The organism is Pseudomonas sp. Irchel 3H3, assembly GCF_900187635.1.
Taxonomy (GTDB): domain Bacteria; phylum Pseudomonadota; class Gammaproteobacteria; order Pseudomonadales; family Pseudomonadaceae; genus Aquipseudomonas.
In genome coordinates, this window is the sequence record NZ_FYEC01000006.1 from 218,261 (window position 1) to 237,178 (window position 18,918).

The window sequence follows — 18,918 nt, forward strand, 5'->3', positions numbered from 1 at the left end:
CCAACACGTGGGAAATCCGCGTCTTGGCCATCCGCCCAAAAAAACCGCGAAACGCCTGTAGGCCAGCTTCCGATCGTCGTGTAATTCCCCTACAACAGCCGTCCATGCAGGCCATCTTGCTGCGCCTTGCCAGCACTCCCTATAGTTTGCAGCAAGGCGCAACCGCCCCTTACCGAGCGATTTCGTATATGCCTACCGGAACCTTGCCCATGAGCACCTTAACTCCGTTTTTCGAGCGCTATCGTCGGCTGAGCTCTGCCGCCGGCGATACCCCGGTACTGGTCATCGACACCCACGCCACTCCCCAGGCTCTGCTCGACGCGGCTCAACAACGCATCCGCGCCGCCAGCAACTTGCTGGAAACCTTTTACTGCCTGTGTTTCAACCAGGCGGACGTCAAGGATATTTCGCATATCGTCAACGCGTTATATCTATTGATTCAAGACGGCAGTGACTTGCTTGAAGTCATGCAACAGCGCATGCCAAAACAAACTTGAAGTTATCCACACACACTAAAACCCAGCAACACTAAGTGCCTTCCATACTTAGCTATTCAAACCTAACCTGCCTATTCATTAAAAATATTAAGGCAGCCCCCAATGACCACATTAACTGTATATTTCTGCGGAACCGGCTCGACTAAATTCGACGCTACGAATGATACGTACTGGAACGGCGAACTTGTTTCCACCCTGGCCAGCCACGAACTTAGTCGAGAGTTTGCCGAATGGGCAGTAATCGACGGCCCCGGCACCAGCAACTTGCAAGCCGACGAAATGTTCTACGAATCCGAAGAATACGGTATTGCCGGAAGCCTGTTCGGCAGTGGCTGGGTAGAAAACGTCAAGCACGCCCTGCAACTCATCAAGGGCAAGAGTTCCTGGCAACGCCTCGAACTAAGCGAAGAAGAATATAATCGCCTGAAAGCTGCCGGAATTCCCATTGAAGAGGTCAAAAAAGTCGGCTCATGGTTCTGGCGCAAGTACAATTACGGCAAACGTCCGGTAAGCCAGCAGGAGTTGCAGGAACAAATAATCAAAATGTTCCGCAAGGACGGTATTATCCCGACCACTGTCAATCTTGTTGGCTGGAGTCGTGGCGCGGTAAGTTGTCACATGTTGGCCAACATGATGCTCGATGATCCTGAACTGAAGCAGGTACCGGTGAATATCTTTGCCGTCGACCCTGTTCCCGGCCCCCTGAATTTTCAGCCTGAGCGGGTGACACTTGGCGCCAACGTCAAAGAGTATGTTGGCTTTTTTGCCCGCGACGAACGCTCCAAATGGTTTTGCTGCGTTATCCCGCTGACTCACAACAGCACCAGGACCCATATCTACCCCATGGCCGGCCGCCACGGCACCTTGGCCGGCAACGCTTCCCTCAAGGGCACCCGTGGTCCGAAACAATTGCCGGAACCCGGCCTGATCGTTCGCCACTTCGCCGAGCGCTGCCTGACCCGCTGGGGCGTTAAGCTCGACAAGATGCTCCAGCTATCGACTGCCGATCTGCAGAAGCACCACGCTGCCATCGAACAAGCCGAGGCCGATTACGTACGCATGCGCAAAGAGTCCTATACCTACTTCAACGAGCAGGAACAGGGCGAGCGTTACGTCTCCCATGGCAGCAAAGGCACCGCCTTCTCTACGGTCCAGGGTCCGACCCTGCAGCCGAAGGCAGGGTTGAGTGCGAGCCTGGTGTTTGAGCAGTCCAGCTACCTGGATATTCGCTGATTGTGCAGCGCTTCAACCACAGGCACAAAAAAGCCGCCCCGAGGGGCGGCTTTGTTTGCATCAGACCAACACTTACAGCTTAGGACCTGCAGCCTTGATGGCGTCGCTCACGTCGAACTTCTTGAAGTTCTCGATGAACAGGCCGGCCAGGGCCTTGGCAGCTTCGTCGTAGGCGGCTTTGTCAGCCCAGGTGTTGCGTGGGTTCAACAGGCCAGTCTCAACGCCCGGTACGGCCACTGGCACGTCGAGGTTGACGGTGTCCAGGTGCTCGGTCTCGGTACCGACCAGAGCGCCGCTCTGGATCGCTGCGATCACCGCACGGGTAGTCGGGATGTTGAAACGCTTGCCGACGCCGTAGCCACCGCCGGTCCAGCCGGTGTTGACCAGGTAGACCTTGGAGCCGAAGCCGCGGATGCGCTTGATCAGCAGCTCTGCGTATTCGCCAGCCGGACGCGGGAAGAACGGTGCGCCGAAGCAGGTGGAGAAGGTCGACTTGATGCCGCTGCCCGAACCCATTTCAGTCGAGCCCACCAGAGCGGTGTAGCCGGACAGGAAGTGGTAGGCCGCTTGTTCTTCGTTGAGGATCGACACTGGCGGCAGAACGCCGGTCAGGTCGCAGGTCAGGAAGATCACAGCGTTTGGCTCGCCACCCAGGTTCTGCTCGGAACGCTTGGCAACGTGCTCCAACGGGTACGCGGCGCGGCTGTTCTGGGTCAGGCTGACATCGGCGTAGTCGGCGTGCTTGGCGTCGTCGATAACGACGTTTTCCAGGACTGCACCGTGCTTGATGGCTTTCCAGATAACCGGCTCGTTCTTCTCGGACAGGTCGATGCACTTGGCATAGCAACCGCCTTCGATGTTGAACACCACGCCTTCACCCCAGCCGTGTTCGTCGTCACCGATCAGGTAACGGCTTTCGTCGGCCGACAGGGTGGTTTTGCCGGTGCCCGACAGACCGAAGAACAGGGTCACGTCGCCTTCTTCGCCGATGTTGGCGGCGCAGTGCATTGGCAGCACGTCAGCGGCCGGCAGCAGGAAGTTCTGTACCGAGAACATGGCTTTCTTCATTTCACCGGCGTAACGCATGCCGGCGATCAGTACTTTCTTCTGTGCGAAGTTGAGGATCACGCAACCGTCGGAGTTGGTGCCGTCACGCTCTGGCACGCACTCGAAGTTGGCCACGTTGAGCACTTGCCATTCTTCACGGCCGGCCGGGTTGTACTGCGCCGGGTTGATGAACAGGCAACGACCGAACAGATTCTGCCAGGCAGTCTGGGTGGTCATTTTCACGGCCAGGTAGTGGTCTTGGGCAGCACCAACGTGAACGTGGGAAACGAAATGCTCTTGCGCGTTGTTGAAAGCCTCGACGCGAGCCCACAGGGCATCGAACTTGTCGGCCGGGAACTTGCGATTGATCGGGCCCCAGGCAATGGCTGCCTGGGTGGACGGCTCTTCAACGATGAAACGGTCGACCGGCGAACGACCGGTGCGGTGACCGGTTTCTACGACCAGCGCGCCAGTATCGGCAAGCACGCCTTCACCGCGCTGCAGGGCTTCTTTGACCAGATCGTCAACACTCAGATCGGTGTATACGGCGTTATTGGCTTGCGTCATGAGGTTCCCCGTCGGCCAGTGGCCGAGTGCTCCGAACGTTTTGTAGTAGAAAGTCCCGCACTACTACCGCGAAAAAAGTGGGCCGGATTATGCCAGAAAAGCCTGAAAAGAGTAGGGTCCTCCCGTCAGTACGGCGTTAATCCGGAACAAAGCAGTGAATTTACCTGCGCTGAAACGTTTTAGTGACGAGTATCTGACGGCGTATCCACACCCGCACCGGCGAACAATTGGCCGATATCGGCCGAGTCGAACAGGTAGCGTTGGTTGCAGAACTGGCAATCGATCTCGATATTGCCGCCATGTTCGACGACCAACGCCTGGGCATCTTCCAGGCCGAGGCTGACCAGCGCATTGCCGGAACGCTCGCGAGAACAGCTGCAACGAAAGCGCAATTTCTGCACATCAAACAGGCGCACCTGCTCTTCGTGGTAGAGACGGTGCAGCACGGTTTCGTTGTCCAGGCTGAGCAGTTCATCGGCGGTCAAGGTGCCACCCAGCGCCGTGATGTGCTGCCAACTGGCGGCACGTTCTTCATCGTCTTTCAGGCGGTCGGCGGGCAGTTGCTGCAGCAGCAGACCACGAGCCCGACGGCCATCGGCATGCAGCCAGAAGCGGGTACCGACCTGTTGGGACATGACGAAGTAATTAGTGAAGCATTCCGACAGGGTCGCACCATCAAGATCGACGATGCCCTGATACCGCTGGCCCTGGGTCGGGTCGACAGTCAGAGCCAGGACGCCATTGGGCATCATGTCCGCCAGGGTCGCATCAGGGGCGATCTGGTCGGCTTCGTAACGCGCCAGGCCACGGATTTCCCGCTCGCTCGAGCACTCGATCATCAAGAGTGGCACCGGGCCTTCGGAACGCGCCTGAAGGATCAGCAAACCATCGAACTTCAAGGTGCCGACCAACAGCGACGCAGCCGCCATCAGCTCGCCAAGCATCTGCGCCACCGGCTCCGGGTAGGGGTGCTTGGCGAGGACTTCGGCATAGCTGCGCTCCAGCGCAACCAGTTCGCCACGGGTATCGCTGTCATCAAAAATGAAGCGCTGGGTGTAGTCGGTATCCGGTAGATCAGTCATAGGTCTGGGTATCTGAAGTGATGACAAAATGTGTGCAAGGGCCGAAAATCAGCTTCTCGCACTATTTTGGTGCGTGATTTATCGCCATGGGAGGCATTTTATGAACAATCCGAGTCTGTTCCAAGCAAGGTGGGACCTCGGCCGATTGACGCTGTGTAATTTAGTCCCGTTGGCCCTGCTGGGTTTCTGGTTATGGCCCGCGGGACAGATGCTGTGTGTGATTTTCGACGAGTGGCTTTTTCATTTACTCAATGACCCCCTGGCGACCAATCCAACCTGGCTGCACATCTGGGCGGTGGCCAGCCTGAGACCCTTTGACGCGGTGGTCGGGGTGATCCTGCTGGCGCTGCTGATTCGCGGCAACTGGGTGTTCAAGGCCGGCGATGTGCGCCGCGCTTTTTTTGGCTTCTTCGCCATTCTGTTGCTGATGCTGGTGATCCGTACCCTGTTCTCCAAAGTCGCCGCGCACCTGGGCTGGCAACACCAGAGCCCGTCGATGGTGATTGCCGGCGCGGTGCAGATGAGCGACTACTTCCCGGGCCTGGAAAAGACCTGGGAACTCAAGGACCGTTCCAGCCAGAGCTTTCCCGGGGACCATGCCTCGGTGCTGATTATCTGGGCACTGTTCATGAGCCTGTTCAGCCGTACCCTGGGGCAATGGCTGACGGTCTGGAGCCTGGCCCTGCTGTTCATGCTGCCGCGCCTGGTAGCTGGCGCCCACTGGGGCCAGGACGATTACATCGGCGGTATGCTGCTGGCGGTCTGGGCATTGGGCTGGGGTTACTACACGCCGTTCGCTGCCAGGGCGTCGGAGTTCTTTATGCGGCTGACCGCGCCACTTTTCAAGTTGCTGGGCCAGTTGCCGGTGGTTTCGCGGATGAGCGTAGTGCGAAATGTACCTGCCAACTGATTGAATCATCGCCGCAAGGATCGCCACCTGCAGGTGGCGATCCCTGGTCCGCTATTCGTGGCTGCTGCCGTGAAACTTGAACAGGTCACGGCGCTGTTTCTTGCTCGGCTTGCCGTCGGTAGTGACACTCAGGGCGCCGGCCTTGCGCAGTGCCGCGGCATTCTCGCGCTTGACGATACTGGCGTCGGTCTCCGCGTACAGCGCCTGGGCTTCTGGGGCACCGCGCCGAACGATCGATAGCGCCTGGACCACCACCGTGCGTTCTTCAAATCCGACGCGGATCTGCAACTCGTCACCGACGCGCGGCTCCTTGCCTGGCTTGCAGCGCTCACCTCGACAATGCACCTTGCCACTCTCGATGGCGGCCTTGGCCAGCGCGCGGGTTTTGTAAAAGCGCGCCGCCCACAACCACTTATCGAGACGGACTTTGTCGTCCTCTTCGCTTTTTTGTGCCATGGGTTTTCCTCATTCTGAAATATTTCTGAACTGTACTACCGTTTCTGTCATGCCATGAATTTCACCGCCGCAGCATACAATGCTCCACCTCCTCAGGCCGCATCCGAGGAGCGGCAATCCGGGCTGTAGATATCTGTCGCCTTTTAACCACTATTCTGCGTGAATACCGCCCATTCGACCGCGTTGCGGTGCGAGCGGGTATCTCACCGGTTGAGCACATTTGAAGACATTTGACCATTTGACCGTTGTCGGTCTGCGCGAGTGGGTGGCGCTCCCTGATCTGGGAGTTGCGGGCCTGCGTGCGAAAATCGACACCGGTGCCAGCACCTCCAGCCTGCACGCCACCGAGATCGAGCCGTTCGAGCGCGATGGCGAGAAGTGGGTGCGGTTTACCGCACACCTGGGCACGGTGGTGCAGTTGCGCCACCGTCGCTGTGAAGCGCCGCTGGTGACACGAAAAACCATCAAGAGCTCCAATGGTCACGCGCAGGTGCGCTACGTGATCAGCACCACCCTGGCACTCGGTGATCGGGTCTGGCGAGTCGAGTTCACCCTCGCCTGCCGCAAGTCCATGCGTTATCGCTTGCTCCTCGGTTCCAAGGCCCTGATCGACGGCCAGTTGGTGGTCAATCCCGGCATCAAGTACGTTCAAGACAAGCCGGTGTTCCCGGTGTCCACTCTCTCCTCCACAGGTGTTGCATGAAGATCGCTGTGCTGTCGCGGAACCCGCGTCTGTATTCCACTCGTCGTTTGGTTGAAGCCGGGACCGAACGCGGCCATGAGATGGTGGTGATCGATACCCTGCGCGCCTATATGAACATTGCCAGCCATAAGCCGCAGATCCACTACCGCGGCAAACCCCTGGAAGGGTTCGACGCCGTGATCCCGCGGATCGGCGCGTCGGTGACCTTTTATGGTTGCGCGGTGTTGCGCCAGTTCGAAATGATGGGCGTGTTCCCGCTCAACGAGTCGGTGGCGATTGCCCGCTCGCGGGACAAACTGCGCTCGTTGCAGTTGCTGTCACGCCGTGGCATCGGCCTGCCGGTCACCGGTTTTGCCCACTCGCCGGACGACATCCCTGACTTGATCGACATGGTCAATGGCGCGCCCCTGGTGATCAAAGTGCTGGAAGGGACGCAGGGCATCGGCGTGGTGCTATGCGAAACAGCGACCGCCGCCGAGTCGGTGATCGAGGCGTTCATGGGCCTCAAGCAGAACATCATGGTCCAGGAATACATCAAGGAAGCCGGTGGCGCGGACATCCGCTGCTTCGTGGTCGGCGACAAGGTGATTGCGGCGATGAAGCGTCAGGCCAAGCCGGGCGAGTTCCGCTCCAACCTGCATCGTGGCGGCAGCGCCAGCCTGATCAAGATCACCCCGGAAGAACGCATGACGGCACTGCGCGCGGCCAAGGTCATGGGCCTGGCGGTGGCCGGCGTCGACATCCTGCGCTCCAACCACGGACCGCTGGTGATGGAAGTGAACTCCTCACCGGGCCTGGAAGGGATCGAAACCACCACCAGCAAGGACGTGGCGGGGATGATCATCCAGCATCTGGAGAAGAACGGTGGACCGAACATGACCCGGACCAAAGGCAAGGGCTAAACCAAAAGATCGCAGCCCCTGCAGGAGCTGCGATCTTTTCAGGCTGCAATCTTTTCAGCTGTCAAACCGCATCCCGAGGCAACATCAACCCCAACGGCAACCGCACCCGCGCCTCCAGGCCACCGCCGGAACGGTTGCGCAGTTCGACATTGCCGCCATGCATCGACGCGATGCGCTTGACGATGGCCAACCCCAACCCGGTGCCCTTGCCGCCCCGGGCACGGTCGCCGCGGGTGAACGGGTTGAAGATCGCCTCCAGCTCCGCCGGATCGATGCCGGCCCCGCGATCCATGACACTCAGCACCACGTACGGCGCGCTGACATCCCCCGAGACGTAAGCCGCCACCTCGACATCGCTACCAGCGTGATGCAAGGCGTTGCCGATCAGGTTGTTCAGCAGGCGCTTCATCGATACCCGACGTAGTGGAAACGGTTGGATCGGCTCCAGGCGCAGGCGCACGCGTTCTTCGTTCTGGTTGTAGGGCGCCGCCACTTCACGCACCAGGTCGCTCAGGTCGACCTCCTCCACCGACTCGTCGCGACCATCACGAATGAATGCCAGGAACTGGTCGAGAATCGCGTCCATGTCCTCGATGTCGCGCACCATGTCGTCCGTCAGGTCGTTGTGGCCGCCCATCAGCTCCAGCGACAGGCGCAAGCGGGTCAGGGGCGTACGCAGGTCATGGGACACCCCCGCCAGCATCAACTCACGCTCACGCCCTGCCTGCTCGACATCCTCGGCCATCTGGTTGAAGGCCCGATACACTTCGGCCATCTCGCTGGGCGTGTCGCTGATCGGCAGCCGCACGCTGCGGCCCTGCCCCAGTTGCCGCGCGGCATCCACCAGGCGCTTGAGGGGCTGGTTGAGTTGGCTGACGAAGATCCACGCCGAGGCGGTGGATAACAGTCCGATGGCGAGGAACCAGCCCAGCACGCTCCAGATTTTCTGGCCCCGCAGCGGATGCGGGTACAGCGGCACTTTCAGCCAGCCATCGCCCAGGCTCGGCGCCCGCACCCAGAGCGCTGGCGGTGCGTGCATACGCAGGCGCACTTCGGTGTCGCCACCCAGTTCGGCCTGCATCTGCCGTTGGTAGATTTCACTGTAGGGCCAATGCTGCTCACCGTCGGGCACGCCAGCGCCGACCACACGGATCAATCCGACGGAGTCGGCAATTTCAGCTCGGTTGGTTTCGTCGGCGGCCCAGTACGCGCGCAGCGTCAGGGCGACACCGTGGCTGTACTGACGATCCACCAGCACGTCCTCGTTCATCAGCAGATAAACCAGGGTCAGCGCCTTGGAAAAAAGCACGACGATCAGCACCAGCCAGAGGGTGCGGGAGAAGAAACTCTGAGGGAACCACACAGGGGTTTTCATAGGACACAGCTACACACTTTGCAGGAGCGAGAGAGACTCGCAGAGTTGCGGATCACGAATCAACCGGATAACGCACTATCCGGTCGATTCGCTCCTACAAATGACTGATCACTTGGTCGCAGTGCCGTCCGGAACGAACACGTAGCCCACACCCCAGACAGTCTGGATGTAACGTGGCTTGGAAGGGTCGGGTTCGATCATCCGGCGCAAGCGGGAGATCTGTACATCGATGGAACGCTCCAGGGCATCCCATTCGCGGCCACGGGCCAGATTCATCAGCTTGTCGCGGGTCAGCGGCTGGCGCGCGTTCATCACCAGCGCCTTGAGGACCGCGAACTCACCCGTGGTGAGCATGTGTACTTCATCGCCGCGCTTGAGTTCGCGGGTAGCCAATGACAGCTCGTAGTCACCGAAGCTCACGCTTTCGTCTTCGCTGCCCGGCGCGCCCGGCACCGGTGTCGACTGACGGCGCAGGACCGCCTTGACGCGCGCCATCAACTCGTCCGGATTGAACGGCTTGGCCAGGTAATCATCGGCTCCCAGCTCCAGTCCCTTGATGCGGCTCAACTCGTCGCCCTTGGCGGTGAGCATGATGATCGGGATCTGGTTGTTCGCGCCACGCAGGCGGCGGCAGGCGGTCAGGCCGTCTTCACCGGGCAGCATCAGGTCGAGGACGACCAGGTTGAACACTTCACGGGCCAGCAGACGATCCATCTGTTCGGTGTTCGGTACGGCGCGGGCACGGTAGCCCTTGCTGACGAAAAAACGTTCCAGCAGGCTGCTGAGCCCCGGATCGTCGTCAACGATTAGAATTTTTTCGCCTTCAGCAGTTTGTGCAGTGCTGCTCATTGGATGCTCCTTTGATCTCGGCGCGCATTATGGCGTAGCTGCCGTTATACGCACCGTGTGCATTGTTAGCAGATTTTTCCTCTACCGCCAGCGATACAGGCATTGTGCCTACAGGTTGCTTTAGCCCCCGAAGCGCGGAACGCTGGTTATAATGCGCGGCCTTTTGTGTCAGGCAACGTCAGATCGTTACCGTCTGTGGCGGCTTTTTATTTTTCCGCGCCGGGCAGTAATTTTTCGATTTCACGGGTCAATGGGATGCCTTTTGATCCAGGTAGCGGCGCAGGCCAGGCCGCTCAACCAGACTCGCCGGGCCTAGTCACTGCGCCCGCGAGCCTGCTTTCACAATTTGTCAGGTGGTTTTATGGACAGCATCAACAGCCGCATCGCCGAGGAACTCGGTGTCCGCCCACAACAGGTCGAAGCGGCCGTCGCGCTACTCGATGAAGGCTCCACAGTGCCCTTCATCGCCCGCTACCGGAAAGAAGTGACCGGCAGCCTCGATGACATCCAGTTGCGACACCTGGAAGAGCGCCTGCGCTACCTGCGAGAACTCGACGAACGGCGCATCAGCATCCTGGCCAGCATCCAGGAGCAAGGCAAGCTGACCCCGGCACTCGAGCGTGACATCAAGCTCGCCGACACCAAGACCCGCCTCGAAGACCTGTACCTGCCGTACAAGCAGAAGCGCCGTACCAAGGGCCAGATCGCCCTGGAAGCCGGCCTCGGCGAGCTGGCCGACGGCCTGTTCAACGACCCGACCCTCGCGCCAGACGCCGAAGCCGCGCGCTTCGTCGATGCCGAGAAAGGCGTGGCCGACGTCAAGGCGGCCCTCGAAGGCGCCAAGTACATCCTCATGGAGCGCTTCGCCGAAGACGCCAACCTGCTCGACAAGTTGCGCAGCTACCTCAAGCAGGAAGCCACTCTCAGTGCCCGCGTGATCGCCGGCAAGGAAGAGGAAGGCGCCAAGTTCCGCGATTACTTCGAACACGATGAACCGCTCAAAAGCATGCCGTCGCACCGCGCGCTGGCAATTTTCCGTGGCCGCAACGAAGGCATCCTCAGCTCCGCGCTGAAAGTCGGCGACGAGCTGCCGGGCACCATGCACCCGTGCGAAGGCATGATCGGCCAGCAATTCGGCATCGCCAACCAGAACCGCCCGGCCGACAAATGGCTGGGCGAAGTGGTGCGCTGGACCTGGAAGGTCAAGCTCTACACCCACCTGGAAACCGACCTGCTGGGCGAGCTGCGTGACGGCGCCGAGACCGAAGCTATCAACGTCTTTGCCCACAACCTGCACGACCTGCTGCTAGCCGCCCCGGCCGGCCCGCGCGCCACCCTGGGCCTGGACCCGGGCCTGCGCACCGGCTGCAAGGTCGCGGTGGTCGACTCCACCGGCAAGATGCTCGACCACGCCACGGTCTACCCGCACGTGCCGCATAACAAGTGGGACCAGACCATCGCGGTGCTGGCGGCCTTGTGCGCCAAGCACTCGGTTGACCTGATCGCCATCGGCAACGGCACCGCCAGCCGGGAAACCGACAAGCTGGCCGCCGACCTGATCAAAAAATACCCAGCGATGAAAATGACCAAGGTCATGGTCTCCGAAGCCGGTGCTTCGGTGTACTCGGCCTCGGAGCTGGCCTCCAAGGAATTCCCGGATCTGGACGTATCGATCCGTGGCGCGGTGTCGATTGCCCGGCGCCTGCAGGACCCGCTGGCGGAACTGGTGAAGATCGATCCGAAGTCGATCGGCGTCGGCCAGTACCAGCACGACGTGTCGCAGTTGAAACTTGCGCGCGGCCTGGACGCGGTGGTCGAAGACTGCGTGAACGCCGTCGGGGTCGACGTCAACACCGCCTCCGTGGCGCTGCTGGCACGCATCTCCGGCCTCAACGCGACCCTGGCGCAGAACATCGTCAGCCACCGCGACGAACACGGCGCGTTCAAGACCCGCGCCGCGCTGAAGAAAGTCGCCCGCCTGGGAGAAAAAACCTTCGAGCAGGCTGCCGGTTTCCTGCGTGTAATGAACGGCGACAACCCGCTGGACTCCTCGGCGGTGCACCCGGAAGCCTATCCGCTGGTACAGCGCATTGCCGCTGAGACCGACCGTGATATCCGCTCGCTGATTGGCGACGCAAGCTTTCTCAAGCGCCTGGACCCGAAGAAATACACCGACGAAACCTTCGGCCTGCCAACCGTCACCGACATCCTGCAAGAGCTGGAAAAACCTGGCCGCGACCCGCGTCCCGAGTTCAAGACCGCCGAGTTCCAGGAAGGCGTCGAAGACCTCAAGGACCTGCAGCTGGGGATGATCCTCGAAGGCGTGGTGACCAACGTGACCAACTTCGGCGCATTTGTGGATATCGGCGTGCATCAAGACGGTTTGGTGCATATCTCCGCGCTTTCCGAGAAGTTCATCAAGGACCCACGGGAAGCGGTGAAAGCCGGTGACGTGGTCAAGGTCAAAGTCATGGAAGTCGACATTCCGCGTAAACGCGTGGGCCTGTCGATGCGCATGAGCGACACCCCCGGCGAGAAGATCGACGGTGCCCGTGGTGCACGTCCAGGCTCGGCTCCACGCCAGTCTTCGAACAACGCACCGCGCAAGGAAACCCCGGCGGCCGCGCCAAGCAACAACGCCATGGCGTCGCTGTTTGCCAACGCCAAGCAATTGAAGAAACGCTGATGGAGGTCCCTGCCGGGTTGTCCGAAAGCGCCTTCTTCAAGCTCTTGGGTTGCCGTTTGCACAGCCTGGAAACCGGGGTCGCGCAAGTCGCCCTGGGCCTTGCGCCAGAGCTGCGCAATCGCGGTGGCAAGCTGCACGGTGGGGCCCTGTTCAGCCTGGTGGACATTGCCATGGGGCTGGCCTGTTCCAGCGTGCATGGCTTTGACCAGCAGAGCGCGACCATCGAGTGCAAGATCAACTACATCCGCGCCGTCTCGGACGGCGAGGTGCTGTGCACGGCCCGGGTGCTGCACCCGGGCCGGCGCACGCTGGTGGTCGAGGCCGACGTGATGCAAGGCGACAAACTGGTCGCAAAAGCACAAGGCACATTCGCTGTCCTGTAGATGCCGCTCATCGATTTGGGTTAATTTCAGCGCAATGCAACCTGTGGGAGCGAGCTTGCTCGCGATGGCGGTGTGTCAGACGACGTTAATGTTGACTGAGACGCCCTCATCGCGAGCAAGCTCGCTCCCACAGGGATTGTGCAGTTGCCGACCGACCGGCATGAGGCCTGTGCGGCGAAAAAACCAGGCGAAAACGCCAGTTTCCACTTCACCCTTGTAGACCGTCTTGCCCACCCCCATATTGGGGCGACTGACGCGTGAAGGAATCCAACTTGAGCGAACTTCTCAACCGCCGCCTGGCTCTGCTCGGTGAGCGCGCTAACCTCTCTCTGCTCGAACAGTGCCTTCACGGCATCGAACGTGAATGCCTGCGCGTGACCAGCGAAGGTCGCCTGGCGCAAACGCCGCACCCGGAAGAATTGGGTTCCGCGCTGACCAACGAACAAATCACCACCGACTATTCCGAGTCGCTGCTGGAGTTCATCACGCCCGCCCTGCCGGACCCGGCAGATACCCTGGCGAGCCTGGACAGCATTCATCGCTTTGCCTACAGCAAACTCGGCAACGAGTACCTGTGGAGTCCATCGATGCCGTGCCCGTTGCCGGCCGAGGAAGACATCCCGATCGCCTACTACGGCACCTCCAACATCGGTCAGCTCAAATACGTCTACCGCAAGGGCCTGGCCCTGCGCTACGGCAAGACCATGCAGTGCATTGCCGGGATTCACTACAACTTTTCGCTGCCGGAGAAGCTCTGGCCGCTGCTCAAGGAATCCGAAGGGTTTGTCGGTACCGATCGCGACTATCAGTCCTCGGCCTACATCGCCCTGATCCGCAACTTCCGGCGCTACAGCTGGTTGCTGATGTACCTGTTCGGGGCCTCGCCGGCACTCGACGCCGGTTTCCTGCGCGGTCGTTCGCACCAGTTGGAACAACTGGACGCCGACACCCTGTACCTGCCTTACGCCACCAGCCTGCGCATGAGCGACCTGGGTTACCAGAGCAACGCCCAGGCCGGCCTGACGCCGTGCTACAACGATCTGGACAGCTACACCGACAGCCTGCGCAAAGCGGTGGCCACACCCTATGCGCCCTACGTGGAAGTCGGCACCCACAAGGATGGGGAATGGGTCCAGCTCAACACCAACATCCTGCAGATCGAGAACGAGTACTACTCCAACATCCGCCCCAAACGTGTGACCTACACCGGCGAGCGGCCGATCCAGGCCCTGGTGGCCCGGGGCATCCAGTACGTTGAAGTGCGCCTCTTGGACATCAACCCGTTCCTGCCGACCGGCATCGACCTGCCCGAAGCACGTTTCCTGGACGCCTTCCTGCTGTACTGCGCGCTGAACGACAGCCCGCTGCTGACCAGCAACACCTGTAGCAACGCCACCTCGAACTTCCTCAGCGTGGTCAAGGACGGGCGCCGTCCGGGCCTGCAACTGCAGCGCGATGGACAGCCGGTGGACATGAAGGAATGGGCCTTCGAACTGCTGGAAAAAATCGCCCCGGTGGCTGCATTGCTGGACCAGAGCCATGGCGCTGACACCCACAGCAAAGCCCTCGATGCACAGCTGGCGAAGATCAAGGACCCGTCCCTGACCCCGTCCGCCCAGGTGCTGGCGGCGATGAACGAGCACAAGGAAAGCTTCGCCCAGTTCTCCCTGCGCCAGAGCCAGGCCCACGCCGAGTTCTTCCGTAGCCAACCGCTGCCGGCCGCAGAACAGGCCCGGTTCGAAGCTGCGGCCCGCGCGTCCCTGGAGCAACAAACCGAGCTGGAACAGAACGAGGTCGGTGACTTTGATGTGTTTGTCGGCTCGTATCAGGCGAGTATTCTGGCGATCAGTAACTAGCGGCATCCTGGCAAAAGATCGCAGCCTTCGGCAGCACCTCCCGGCTGCGATCTTTTGCCACATAAGCTAATTCGAAAAAGTTATTTATTTTCGAATTCTTAGATCATTTAGTCTCATCACTCGCCGAAATCCCGGCCGCCTGATGAGGACTCGATGATGAAACTGCACTTCCCCCTACGCCTCCTGGCGGCCGCGTCCCTGGCTGCCGCGAGCTTTTTCGCCCAGGCGGCCGACGTCACTGTCGCCTACCAGACCACCGTTGACCCGGCCAAAGTGGCTCAGGCCGACGGCGCCTACGAAAAAGCTACCAACGCCAAGATCGACTGGCGCAAATTCGACAACGGTGCCGACATCATCGCCGCCATCGCCTCCGGCGACGTGCAGATCGGCTACCTGGGTTCCAGCCCGCTGACCGCGGCAATTACCCGCAAAGTGCCAGTCCAGACGCTCCTTATCGCCACCCAGATCGGCGCCGCCGAAGCCCTGGTCGCCCGCGACGGTTCCGGGATCAAGACCCCACAAGACCTGGTCGGCAAGAAGATCGCCGTGCCCTTTGTCTCCACCGGTCACTACAGCCTGCTGGCCGCGCTCAAGCACTGGAACATCGACCCCTCGAAAGTCACCGTGCTCAACCTCGCCCCGCCGGCGATCATCGCGGCGTGGAAACGCGGTGACATCGACGCCACCTACGTCTGGGACCCGGCCCTGGGCGTTGCCAAGGAAAACGGCAAGGTGCTGATCACCTCCGGTGAACTGGCCAAGTTCGGCGCTCCGACTTTCGATGCCTGGATCGTGCGCAAGGACTTCGCCGAGAAGCACCCGGAAATCGTCACCGCCTTCGCCAAAGTCACCCTCGATGCCTACGCCGACTATCGCAAAGACCCGCAAGCCTGGCTCGCCAACCAGGGCAACGTCGACAAGCTGGTGAAGCTGTCTGGTGCCAAGGCCAGCGACATTCCGCTGCTGCTGCAAGGCAACGTCTACCCGCTGGCGGCTGATCAGGTGCTCACCCTGGGTGCACCGACCACCAAGGCCATTACCGACACCGCCACGTTCCTCAAGGAACAAGGCAAGGTCGAGGCCGTGCTGCCGGACTACGCGCCCTACGTCAGCGCCAAATACATCACCAACTGATCGGAGCACATCGCGATGGCCTTGCTACAGCTGGAGCGCATCAGCGCACAGTACCCAGGCAGCCCGGAACCGGTACTGGCGGATATTTCCTTGACCCTGGGGCCCCAGCAACTGCTGGTCGCCCTCGGCCCGTCCGGCAGTGGCAAGACCTCGCTGTTGAACCTGATCGCCGGGTTTGTCGAGCCCAACGCCGGGCGCATCACCCTCGACGGCGTCCCTGTCAAAGGCCCAGGTGCCGAACGCGGCGTGGTGTTCCAGGACGATGCATTGCTGCCTTGGCAGGATGTGCTGGCCAACGTTGGTTTCGGCCTCGAACTGGCCGGTGTACCCCGCGCCCAGCGTGAAATCCGGGCGCGGGAAATGCTCGCCCTGGTCGACCTCGCAGGCTTTGACAGCCGGCGCATCTGGCAGCTCTCGGGCGGTCAGAAACAGCGCGTCGGCCTGGCTCGCGCCCTTGCCGCCGACCCACGGGTGTTGCTGATGGACGAACCCTTCGGCGCCCTCGACGCCTTCACCCGCGAACAGATGCAGGAGCTGTTGCTGCAAGTCTGGCGCCGCACCGCCAAACCGGTATTCCTGATTACCCATGACATCGAAGAGGCGGTGTTCCTCGCCACCGACCTGATTCTGCTGGCGCCCAACCCCGGGCAAATCGTCGAACGCCTGACATTGGATTTCGGGCAGCGATATGCCGCCGGCGAATCGGCACGGGCGATCAAATCCGACCCGCGCTTCATTGAAACCCGCGAACACGTGCTCGCCCGTGTGTTCTCGCAACGCAGCGCCGCCCAGCGGCAGGAGCGCGCATGAGCACTTATGAGATCCCGGCTGCATCGGCCAAGACATCCAGCCCGACCAGTCCCCTGCCACTGCGGCGCAGCCTCGGCACCCGCTGGATCAGCGTCCTGACCCTGGTCAGCCTGATCACGCTGTGGTGGGCCGTGACCGCCACCGGTTTGATCGAACCACTGTTCCTGCCGCCACCCTCGGCGGTGCTGCAAAAGGGTTGGCTGCTGGCGACCAGCGGCTACATGGACTCGACCTTGTGGCAACACCTGGGCGCCAGCCTTGGACGTATTGGTCTGGGTCTGGGGTTTGCCGTGCTGAGTGCCGTACCGGTGGGCATTGCCATCGGTCACAACCGCATCGCCCGGGGCGTGCTCGACCCGCTGATTGAGTTCTACCGGCCGATTCCACCATTGGCCTATCTGCCCCTGATCGTGATCTGGTGCGGCATCGGCGAGCTGTCCAAGGTCCTGCTGATCTACCTGGCGATCTTTGCGCCGATTGCCATCGCCACCGCCACCGGCGTACGTACCGTCGACCCGGCCAAATTGCGCGCCGCGCAGTCGCTGGGTGCAACCCGGGCACAACTGATTCGCCACGTGATTTTGCCCAGCGCCTTGCCGGACATTCTCACCGGTGTGCGCATCGGCCTGGGCGTGGGCTGGTCGACCCTGGTCGCCGCCGAACTGATTGCCGCCACCAGCGGCCTGGGTTTCATGGTGCAGTCGGCCGCGCAGTTCCTGGTCACCGACATCGTGGTCCTGGGCATCCTGGTGATCGCGCTGATTGCCTTTGCCATGGAGATGGGCCTGCGTGCCCTGCAACGCAAACTGGTGCCGTGGCACGGCCAGACCCATTGAATTGACTATGCCGACACTTCGGCACCCGGATTGAAGAGAGCCCCATGAGCAGCCTGACCATCACCCCCTTGAGCCATGCCCTCGGCGCGCAGATCAGTGGCGTCGATATTGCCCAGCCCCTGAACGTCGAGCAGCGCGACGCCATCGAGCAAGCCCTGCTCAAGCATCAGGTGCTGTTCTTTCGCAATCAACCGGTCACCGCGCAGCAACAGGCGCGTTTTGCCGCCAACTTCGGTGACCTGCACATTCACCCGATCTACCCCAACGTACCGGAACAGCCTGAAGTGCTGATCCTCGACACGGCCCAAACCGATGTGCGCGACAACGCCGTCTGGCACACCGACGTGACCTTCCTGCCGACTCCGGCCCTGGGTGCAGTGCTCAGTGCCAAGCTGTTGCCAGAATTTGGTGGCGATACCCTGTGGGCCAGCGGCATCGCGGCCTATGAAGCCCTGTCCGAGCCTCTCAAGGTCCTGTTGCAGGGCCTGAGCGCCACCCACGATTTCGTCAAATCGTTCCCGCTGGAGCGCTTTGGCAACACCGCGCAAGCGCTCGAACAATGGGAAGCCACGCGCAAGAAAAACCCACCACTGTCGCACCCGGTGATCCGCACGCACCCGGTCAGCGGGCGCAAGTCGCTGTTCGTCAATGAAGGCTTCACGACCCGAATCAATGAGCTCTCGGACAGCGAAAGCGAAGCCATCCTCAAGCTCCTGTTCGCCCACGCCACCCGCCCGGAATTCACCATCCGCTGGCGCTGGCAGACCGACGACGTGGCCTTCTGGGACAACCGCGTGACCCAGCACTTTGCAGTGGACGACTACCGCCCCGCCCGGCGCGTGATGCACCGGGCCACGGTGCTGGGGGATGTGCCGTTTTAACTGAATTGTTGCCGGGGCCGACATGGGCCGGCAACGATCGGCTGTTTGCTCAGGCCGGCCCAGCGTTTAAACCGATAACTCACGTAACGCCGCCGCGGCCAAAAAACCGGAACGCGAGCTGTAGCGCTGATCGCGCCTCACGGTCTGGTCGATGCGCTCAAGCAACTGCTCCGGCAACGTTGCGTTAAACCGCACTGATTTGCCGAAATACGGTGTCACGTCAAATTCCACCACCGCCCAAATCCCACCCGCGTAATCCGGGTTCTGGAAGTGTTGGTCAATTTCATGCACCTGAGGTAACGGATCGCCATCGGCGACCAGCCCTTCGTAATGCAGCGCCAGTGCCTCTTTGACGTTATCCAACGCCTGCGCAACCGTCTCACCCGCGGAGAAACAACCGCCGACATCCGGGATAATCACGCCGTAATCGGAGTCGGGATCCTTGTGTAGCACGACTGGGAATTTCATGGAGATAGCCCCTTTCAATCCGCCCTCATCGGGACTTTTATCGATAGATAGGCATACGGATTAATACACACGATACACACTAAGATATAAAACAGCCGGCCGCAAACCAGCGATTGTTTTCCAGACCACCGGCTAACGCGCCTGTGCAAACACCTCAGCCAACCCATCGATAAATACCCGAACCCGTGGCGCCATGTGTCGGTTGTGCGAGCACTGGATCAGGCTGGCGACACGCAGGTCTAA

The 18,918-nt window shown here is 60.9% G+C and carries 18 protein-coding genes; 12 read left to right on the forward strand and 6 right to left on the reverse strand.

The features are described 5' to 3' along the window. Positions 1 to 209 precede the first annotated feature (209 nt). Both CKW24_RS09865 and CKW24_RS09870 read left to right on the forward strand, forming a co-directional pair. Positions 210 to 497: a hypothetical protein gene (locus tag CKW24_RS09865; protein WP_095167457.1), complete on the forward strand. Its 288-nt coding sequence runs from the start codon at positions 210 to 212 to the stop codon at positions 495 to 497. A gap of 102 nt (positions 498 to 599) precedes the next feature. Next, positions 600 to 1,730, forward strand: coding sequence for a hypothetical protein (locus CKW24_RS09870; protein WP_095167460.1), 1,131 nt, complete (start codon positions 600 to 602; stop codon positions 1,728 to 1,730). A 72-nt stretch (positions 1,731 to 1,802) separates the two neighbouring features. Here CKW24_RS09870 and CKW24_RS09875 read toward each other — a convergent pair whose 3' ends face one another. Both CKW24_RS09875 and hslO read right to left on the reverse strand, forming a co-directional pair. Further along, the gene (locus CKW24_RS09875) at positions 1,803 to 3,344 is read right to left on the reverse strand and encodes a phosphoenolpyruvate carboxykinase (protein WP_095167462.1); all 1,542 of its coding nucleotides are present in this window, start codon (positions 3,342 to 3,344) and stop codon (positions 1,803 to 1,805) included. 179 nt (positions 3,345 to 3,523) lie between these two features. Beyond that, positions 3,524 to 4,426, reverse strand: a complete 903-nt coding sequence (gene hslO / locus CKW24_RS09885) for an Hsp33 family molecular chaperone HslO (RefSeq protein WP_095167464.1) — start codon at positions 4,424 to 4,426, stop codon at positions 3,524 to 3,526. A gap of 100 nt (positions 4,427 to 4,526) precedes the next feature. Here hslO and CKW24_RS09890 point away from each other — a divergent pair, with 100 nt between their 5' ends. Beyond that, positions 4,527 to 5,336, forward strand: a complete 810-nt coding sequence (locus CKW24_RS09890) for a phosphatase PAP2 family protein (protein WP_095167466.1) — start codon at positions 4,527 to 4,529, stop codon at positions 5,334 to 5,336. Positions 5,337 to 5,387: 51 nt separating this feature from the next. Here the strand turns inward: CKW24_RS09890 and CKW24_RS09895 are convergent, their stop codons facing one another. Further along, positions 5,388 to 5,792: an RNA-binding S4 domain-containing protein gene (locus CKW24_RS09895; RefSeq protein ID WP_095167468.1), complete on the reverse strand. Its 405-nt coding sequence runs from the start codon at positions 5,790 to 5,792 to the stop codon at positions 5,388 to 5,390. A gap of 280 nt (positions 5,793 to 6,072) precedes the next feature. On the opposite strand from CKW24_RS09895, the gene CKW24_RS09900 reads away from it, so the two are divergent. Then, a complete protein-coding gene (locus tag CKW24_RS09900) occupies positions 6,073 to 6,495 on the forward strand; it encodes an ATP-dependent zinc protease (RefSeq protein WP_237234996.1) in 423 nt (140 codons plus the stop codon). Then, positions 6,492 to 7,397, forward strand: a complete 906-nt coding sequence (rimK, locus tag CKW24_RS09905; RefSeq protein ID WP_095167472.1) for a 30S ribosomal protein S6--L-glutamate ligase — start codon at positions 6,492 to 6,494, stop codon at positions 7,395 to 7,397. The genes CKW24_RS09900 and rimK overlap by 4 nt, the downstream gene beginning before the upstream one ends. Positions 7,398 to 7,458: 61 nt before the next feature. On the opposite strand, the gene CKW24_RS09910 is transcribed toward rimK, so the two are convergent. Both CKW24_RS09910 and ompR read right to left on the reverse strand, forming a co-directional pair. Next, on the reverse strand, positions 7,459 to 8,772 hold the full coding sequence (locus CKW24_RS09910) for an ATP-binding protein (protein ID WP_095167474.1): 1,314 nt from the start codon (positions 8,770 to 8,772) through the stop codon (positions 7,459 to 7,461). A gap of 108 nt (positions 8,773 to 8,880) precedes the next feature. After that, positions 8,881 to 9,621: a two-component system response regulator OmpR gene (ompR, locus tag CKW24_RS09915; RefSeq protein ID WP_095167476.1), complete on the reverse strand. Its 741-nt coding sequence runs from the start codon at positions 9,619 to 9,621 to the stop codon at positions 8,881 to 8,883. Positions 9,622 to 9,982: 361 nt separating this feature from the next. On the opposite strand from ompR, the gene CKW24_RS09920 reads away from it, so the two are divergent. The 7 genes from CKW24_RS09920 (at position 9,983) to tauD (ending at position 18,207) form a co-directional block, all read left to right on the forward strand. Then, complete coding sequence (locus CKW24_RS09920; RefSeq protein ID WP_095167478.1) at positions 9,983 to 12,307, forward strand: Tex family protein; 2,325 nt, start codon at positions 9,983 to 9,985, stop codon at positions 12,305 to 12,307. Continuing rightward, positions 12,307 to 12,690 (forward strand): PaaI family thioesterase, encoded by a 384-nt coding sequence (locus CKW24_RS09925; protein ID WP_095167480.1) that lies wholly within the window; start codon positions 12,307 to 12,309, stop codon positions 12,688 to 12,690. The genes CKW24_RS09920 and CKW24_RS09925 overlap by 1 nt, the downstream gene beginning before the upstream one ends. A gap of 272 nt (positions 12,691 to 12,962) precedes the next feature. Further along, entirely contained in the window at positions 12,963 to 14,546 is a 1,584-nt protein-coding gene (gene gshA, locus CKW24_RS09930; protein WP_095167482.1) for a glutamate--cysteine ligase, read from the forward strand. Positions 14,547 to 14,702: 156 nt separating this feature from the next. Beyond that, on the forward strand, positions 14,703 to 15,680 hold the full coding sequence (gene tauA / locus CKW24_RS09935; RefSeq protein ID WP_095167527.1) for a taurine ABC transporter substrate-binding protein: 978 nt from the start codon (positions 14,703 to 14,705) through the stop codon (positions 15,678 to 15,680). A gap of 15 nt (positions 15,681 to 15,695) precedes the next feature. Further along, positions 15,696 to 16,490, forward strand: a complete 795-nt coding sequence (tauB, locus tag CKW24_RS09940) for a taurine ABC transporter ATP-binding subunit (protein ID WP_095167484.1) — start codon at positions 15,696 to 15,698, stop codon at positions 16,488 to 16,490. After that, on the forward strand, positions 16,487 to 17,326 hold the full coding sequence (tauC, locus tag CKW24_RS09945) for a taurine ABC transporter permease TauC (protein ID WP_095167486.1): 840 nt from the start codon (positions 16,487 to 16,489) through the stop codon (positions 17,324 to 17,326). Before tauB ends, tauC begins: the two co-directional genes overlap by 4 nt. A 44-nt stretch (positions 17,327 to 17,370) precedes the next feature. Continuing rightward, positions 17,371 to 18,207 (forward strand): taurine dioxygenase, encoded by an 837-nt coding sequence (tauD, locus tag CKW24_RS09950; protein WP_095167488.1) that lies wholly within the window; start codon positions 17,371 to 17,373, stop codon positions 18,205 to 18,207. Between the two features lie 66 nt (positions 18,208 to 18,273). On the opposite strand, the gene CKW24_RS09955 is transcribed toward tauD, so the two are convergent. After that, the gene (locus CKW24_RS09955; protein ID WP_095167490.1) at positions 18,274 to 18,675 is read right to left on the reverse strand and encodes a type II toxin-antitoxin system HicB family antitoxin; all 402 of its coding nucleotides are present in this window, start codon (positions 18,673 to 18,675) and stop codon (positions 18,274 to 18,276) included. Positions 18,676 to 18,918: the final 243 nt, after the last annotated feature.

What these genes read in the sequence shown, in the direction of transcription:
- CKW24_RS09890 (WP_095167466.1), top strand. Translation starts at nt 4,527, where the DNA reads ATGAACAATCCGAGTCTGTTCCAAGCAAGGTGGGACCTCGGCCGATTG.
- tauC (WP_095167486.1), top strand. Translation starts at nt 16,487, where the DNA reads ATGAGCACTTATGAGATCCCGGCTGCATCGGCCAAGACATCCAGCCCG.
- CKW24_RS09955 (WP_095167490.1), bottom strand. Translation starts at nt 18,675, where the DNA reads ATGAAATTCCCAGTCGTGCTACACAAGGATCCCGACTCCGATTACGGC.
- CKW24_RS09870 (WP_095167460.1), top strand. Translation starts at nt 600, where the DNA reads ATGACCACATTAACTGTATATTTCTGCGGAACCGGCTCGACTAAATTC.
- rimK (WP_095167472.1), top strand. Translation starts at nt 6,492, where the DNA reads ATGAAGATCGCTGTGCTGTCGCGGAACCCGCGTCTGTATTCCACTCGT.
- CKW24_RS09925 (WP_095167480.1), top strand. Translation starts at nt 12,307, where the DNA reads ATGGAGGTCCCTGCCGGGTTGTCCGAAAGCGCCTTCTTCAAGCTCTTG.
- CKW24_RS09920 (WP_095167478.1), top strand. Translation starts at nt 9,983, where the DNA reads ATGGACAGCATCAACAGCCGCATCGCCGAGGAACTCGGTGTCCGCCCA.
- tauB (WP_095167484.1), top strand. Translation starts at nt 15,696, where the DNA reads ATGGCCTTGCTACAGCTGGAGCGCATCAGCGCACAGTACCCAGGCAGC.
- hslO (WP_095167464.1), bottom strand. Translation starts at nt 4,426, where the DNA reads ATGACTGATCTACCGGATACCGACTACACCCAGCGCTTCATTTTTGAT.
- tauA (WP_095167527.1), top strand. Translation starts at nt 14,703, where the DNA reads ATGAAACTGCACTTCCCCCTACGCCTCCTGGCGGCCGCGTCCCTGGCT.
- CKW24_RS09875 (WP_095167462.1), bottom strand. Translation starts at nt 3,344, where the DNA reads ATGACGCAAGCCAATAACGCCGTATACACCGATCTGAGTGTTGACGAT.
- CKW24_RS09865 (WP_095167457.1), top strand. Translation starts at nt 210, where the DNA reads ATGAGCACCTTAACTCCGTTTTTCGAGCGCTATCGTCGGCTGAGCTCT.
- tauD (WP_095167488.1), top strand. Translation starts at nt 17,371, where the DNA reads ATGAGCAGCCTGACCATCACCCCCTTGAGCCATGCCCTCGGCGCGCAG.
- CKW24_RS09895 (WP_095167468.1), bottom strand. Translation starts at nt 5,792, where the DNA reads ATGGCACAAAAAAGCGAAGAGGACGACAAAGTCCGTCTCGATAAGTGG.
- ompR (WP_095167476.1), bottom strand. Translation starts at nt 9,621, where the DNA reads ATGAGCAGCACTGCACAAACTGCTGAAGGCGAAAAAATTCTAATCGTT.
- CKW24_RS09910 (WP_095167474.1), bottom strand. Translation starts at nt 8,772, where the DNA reads ATGAAAACCCCTGTGTGGTTCCCTCAGAGTTTCTTCTCCCGCACCCTC.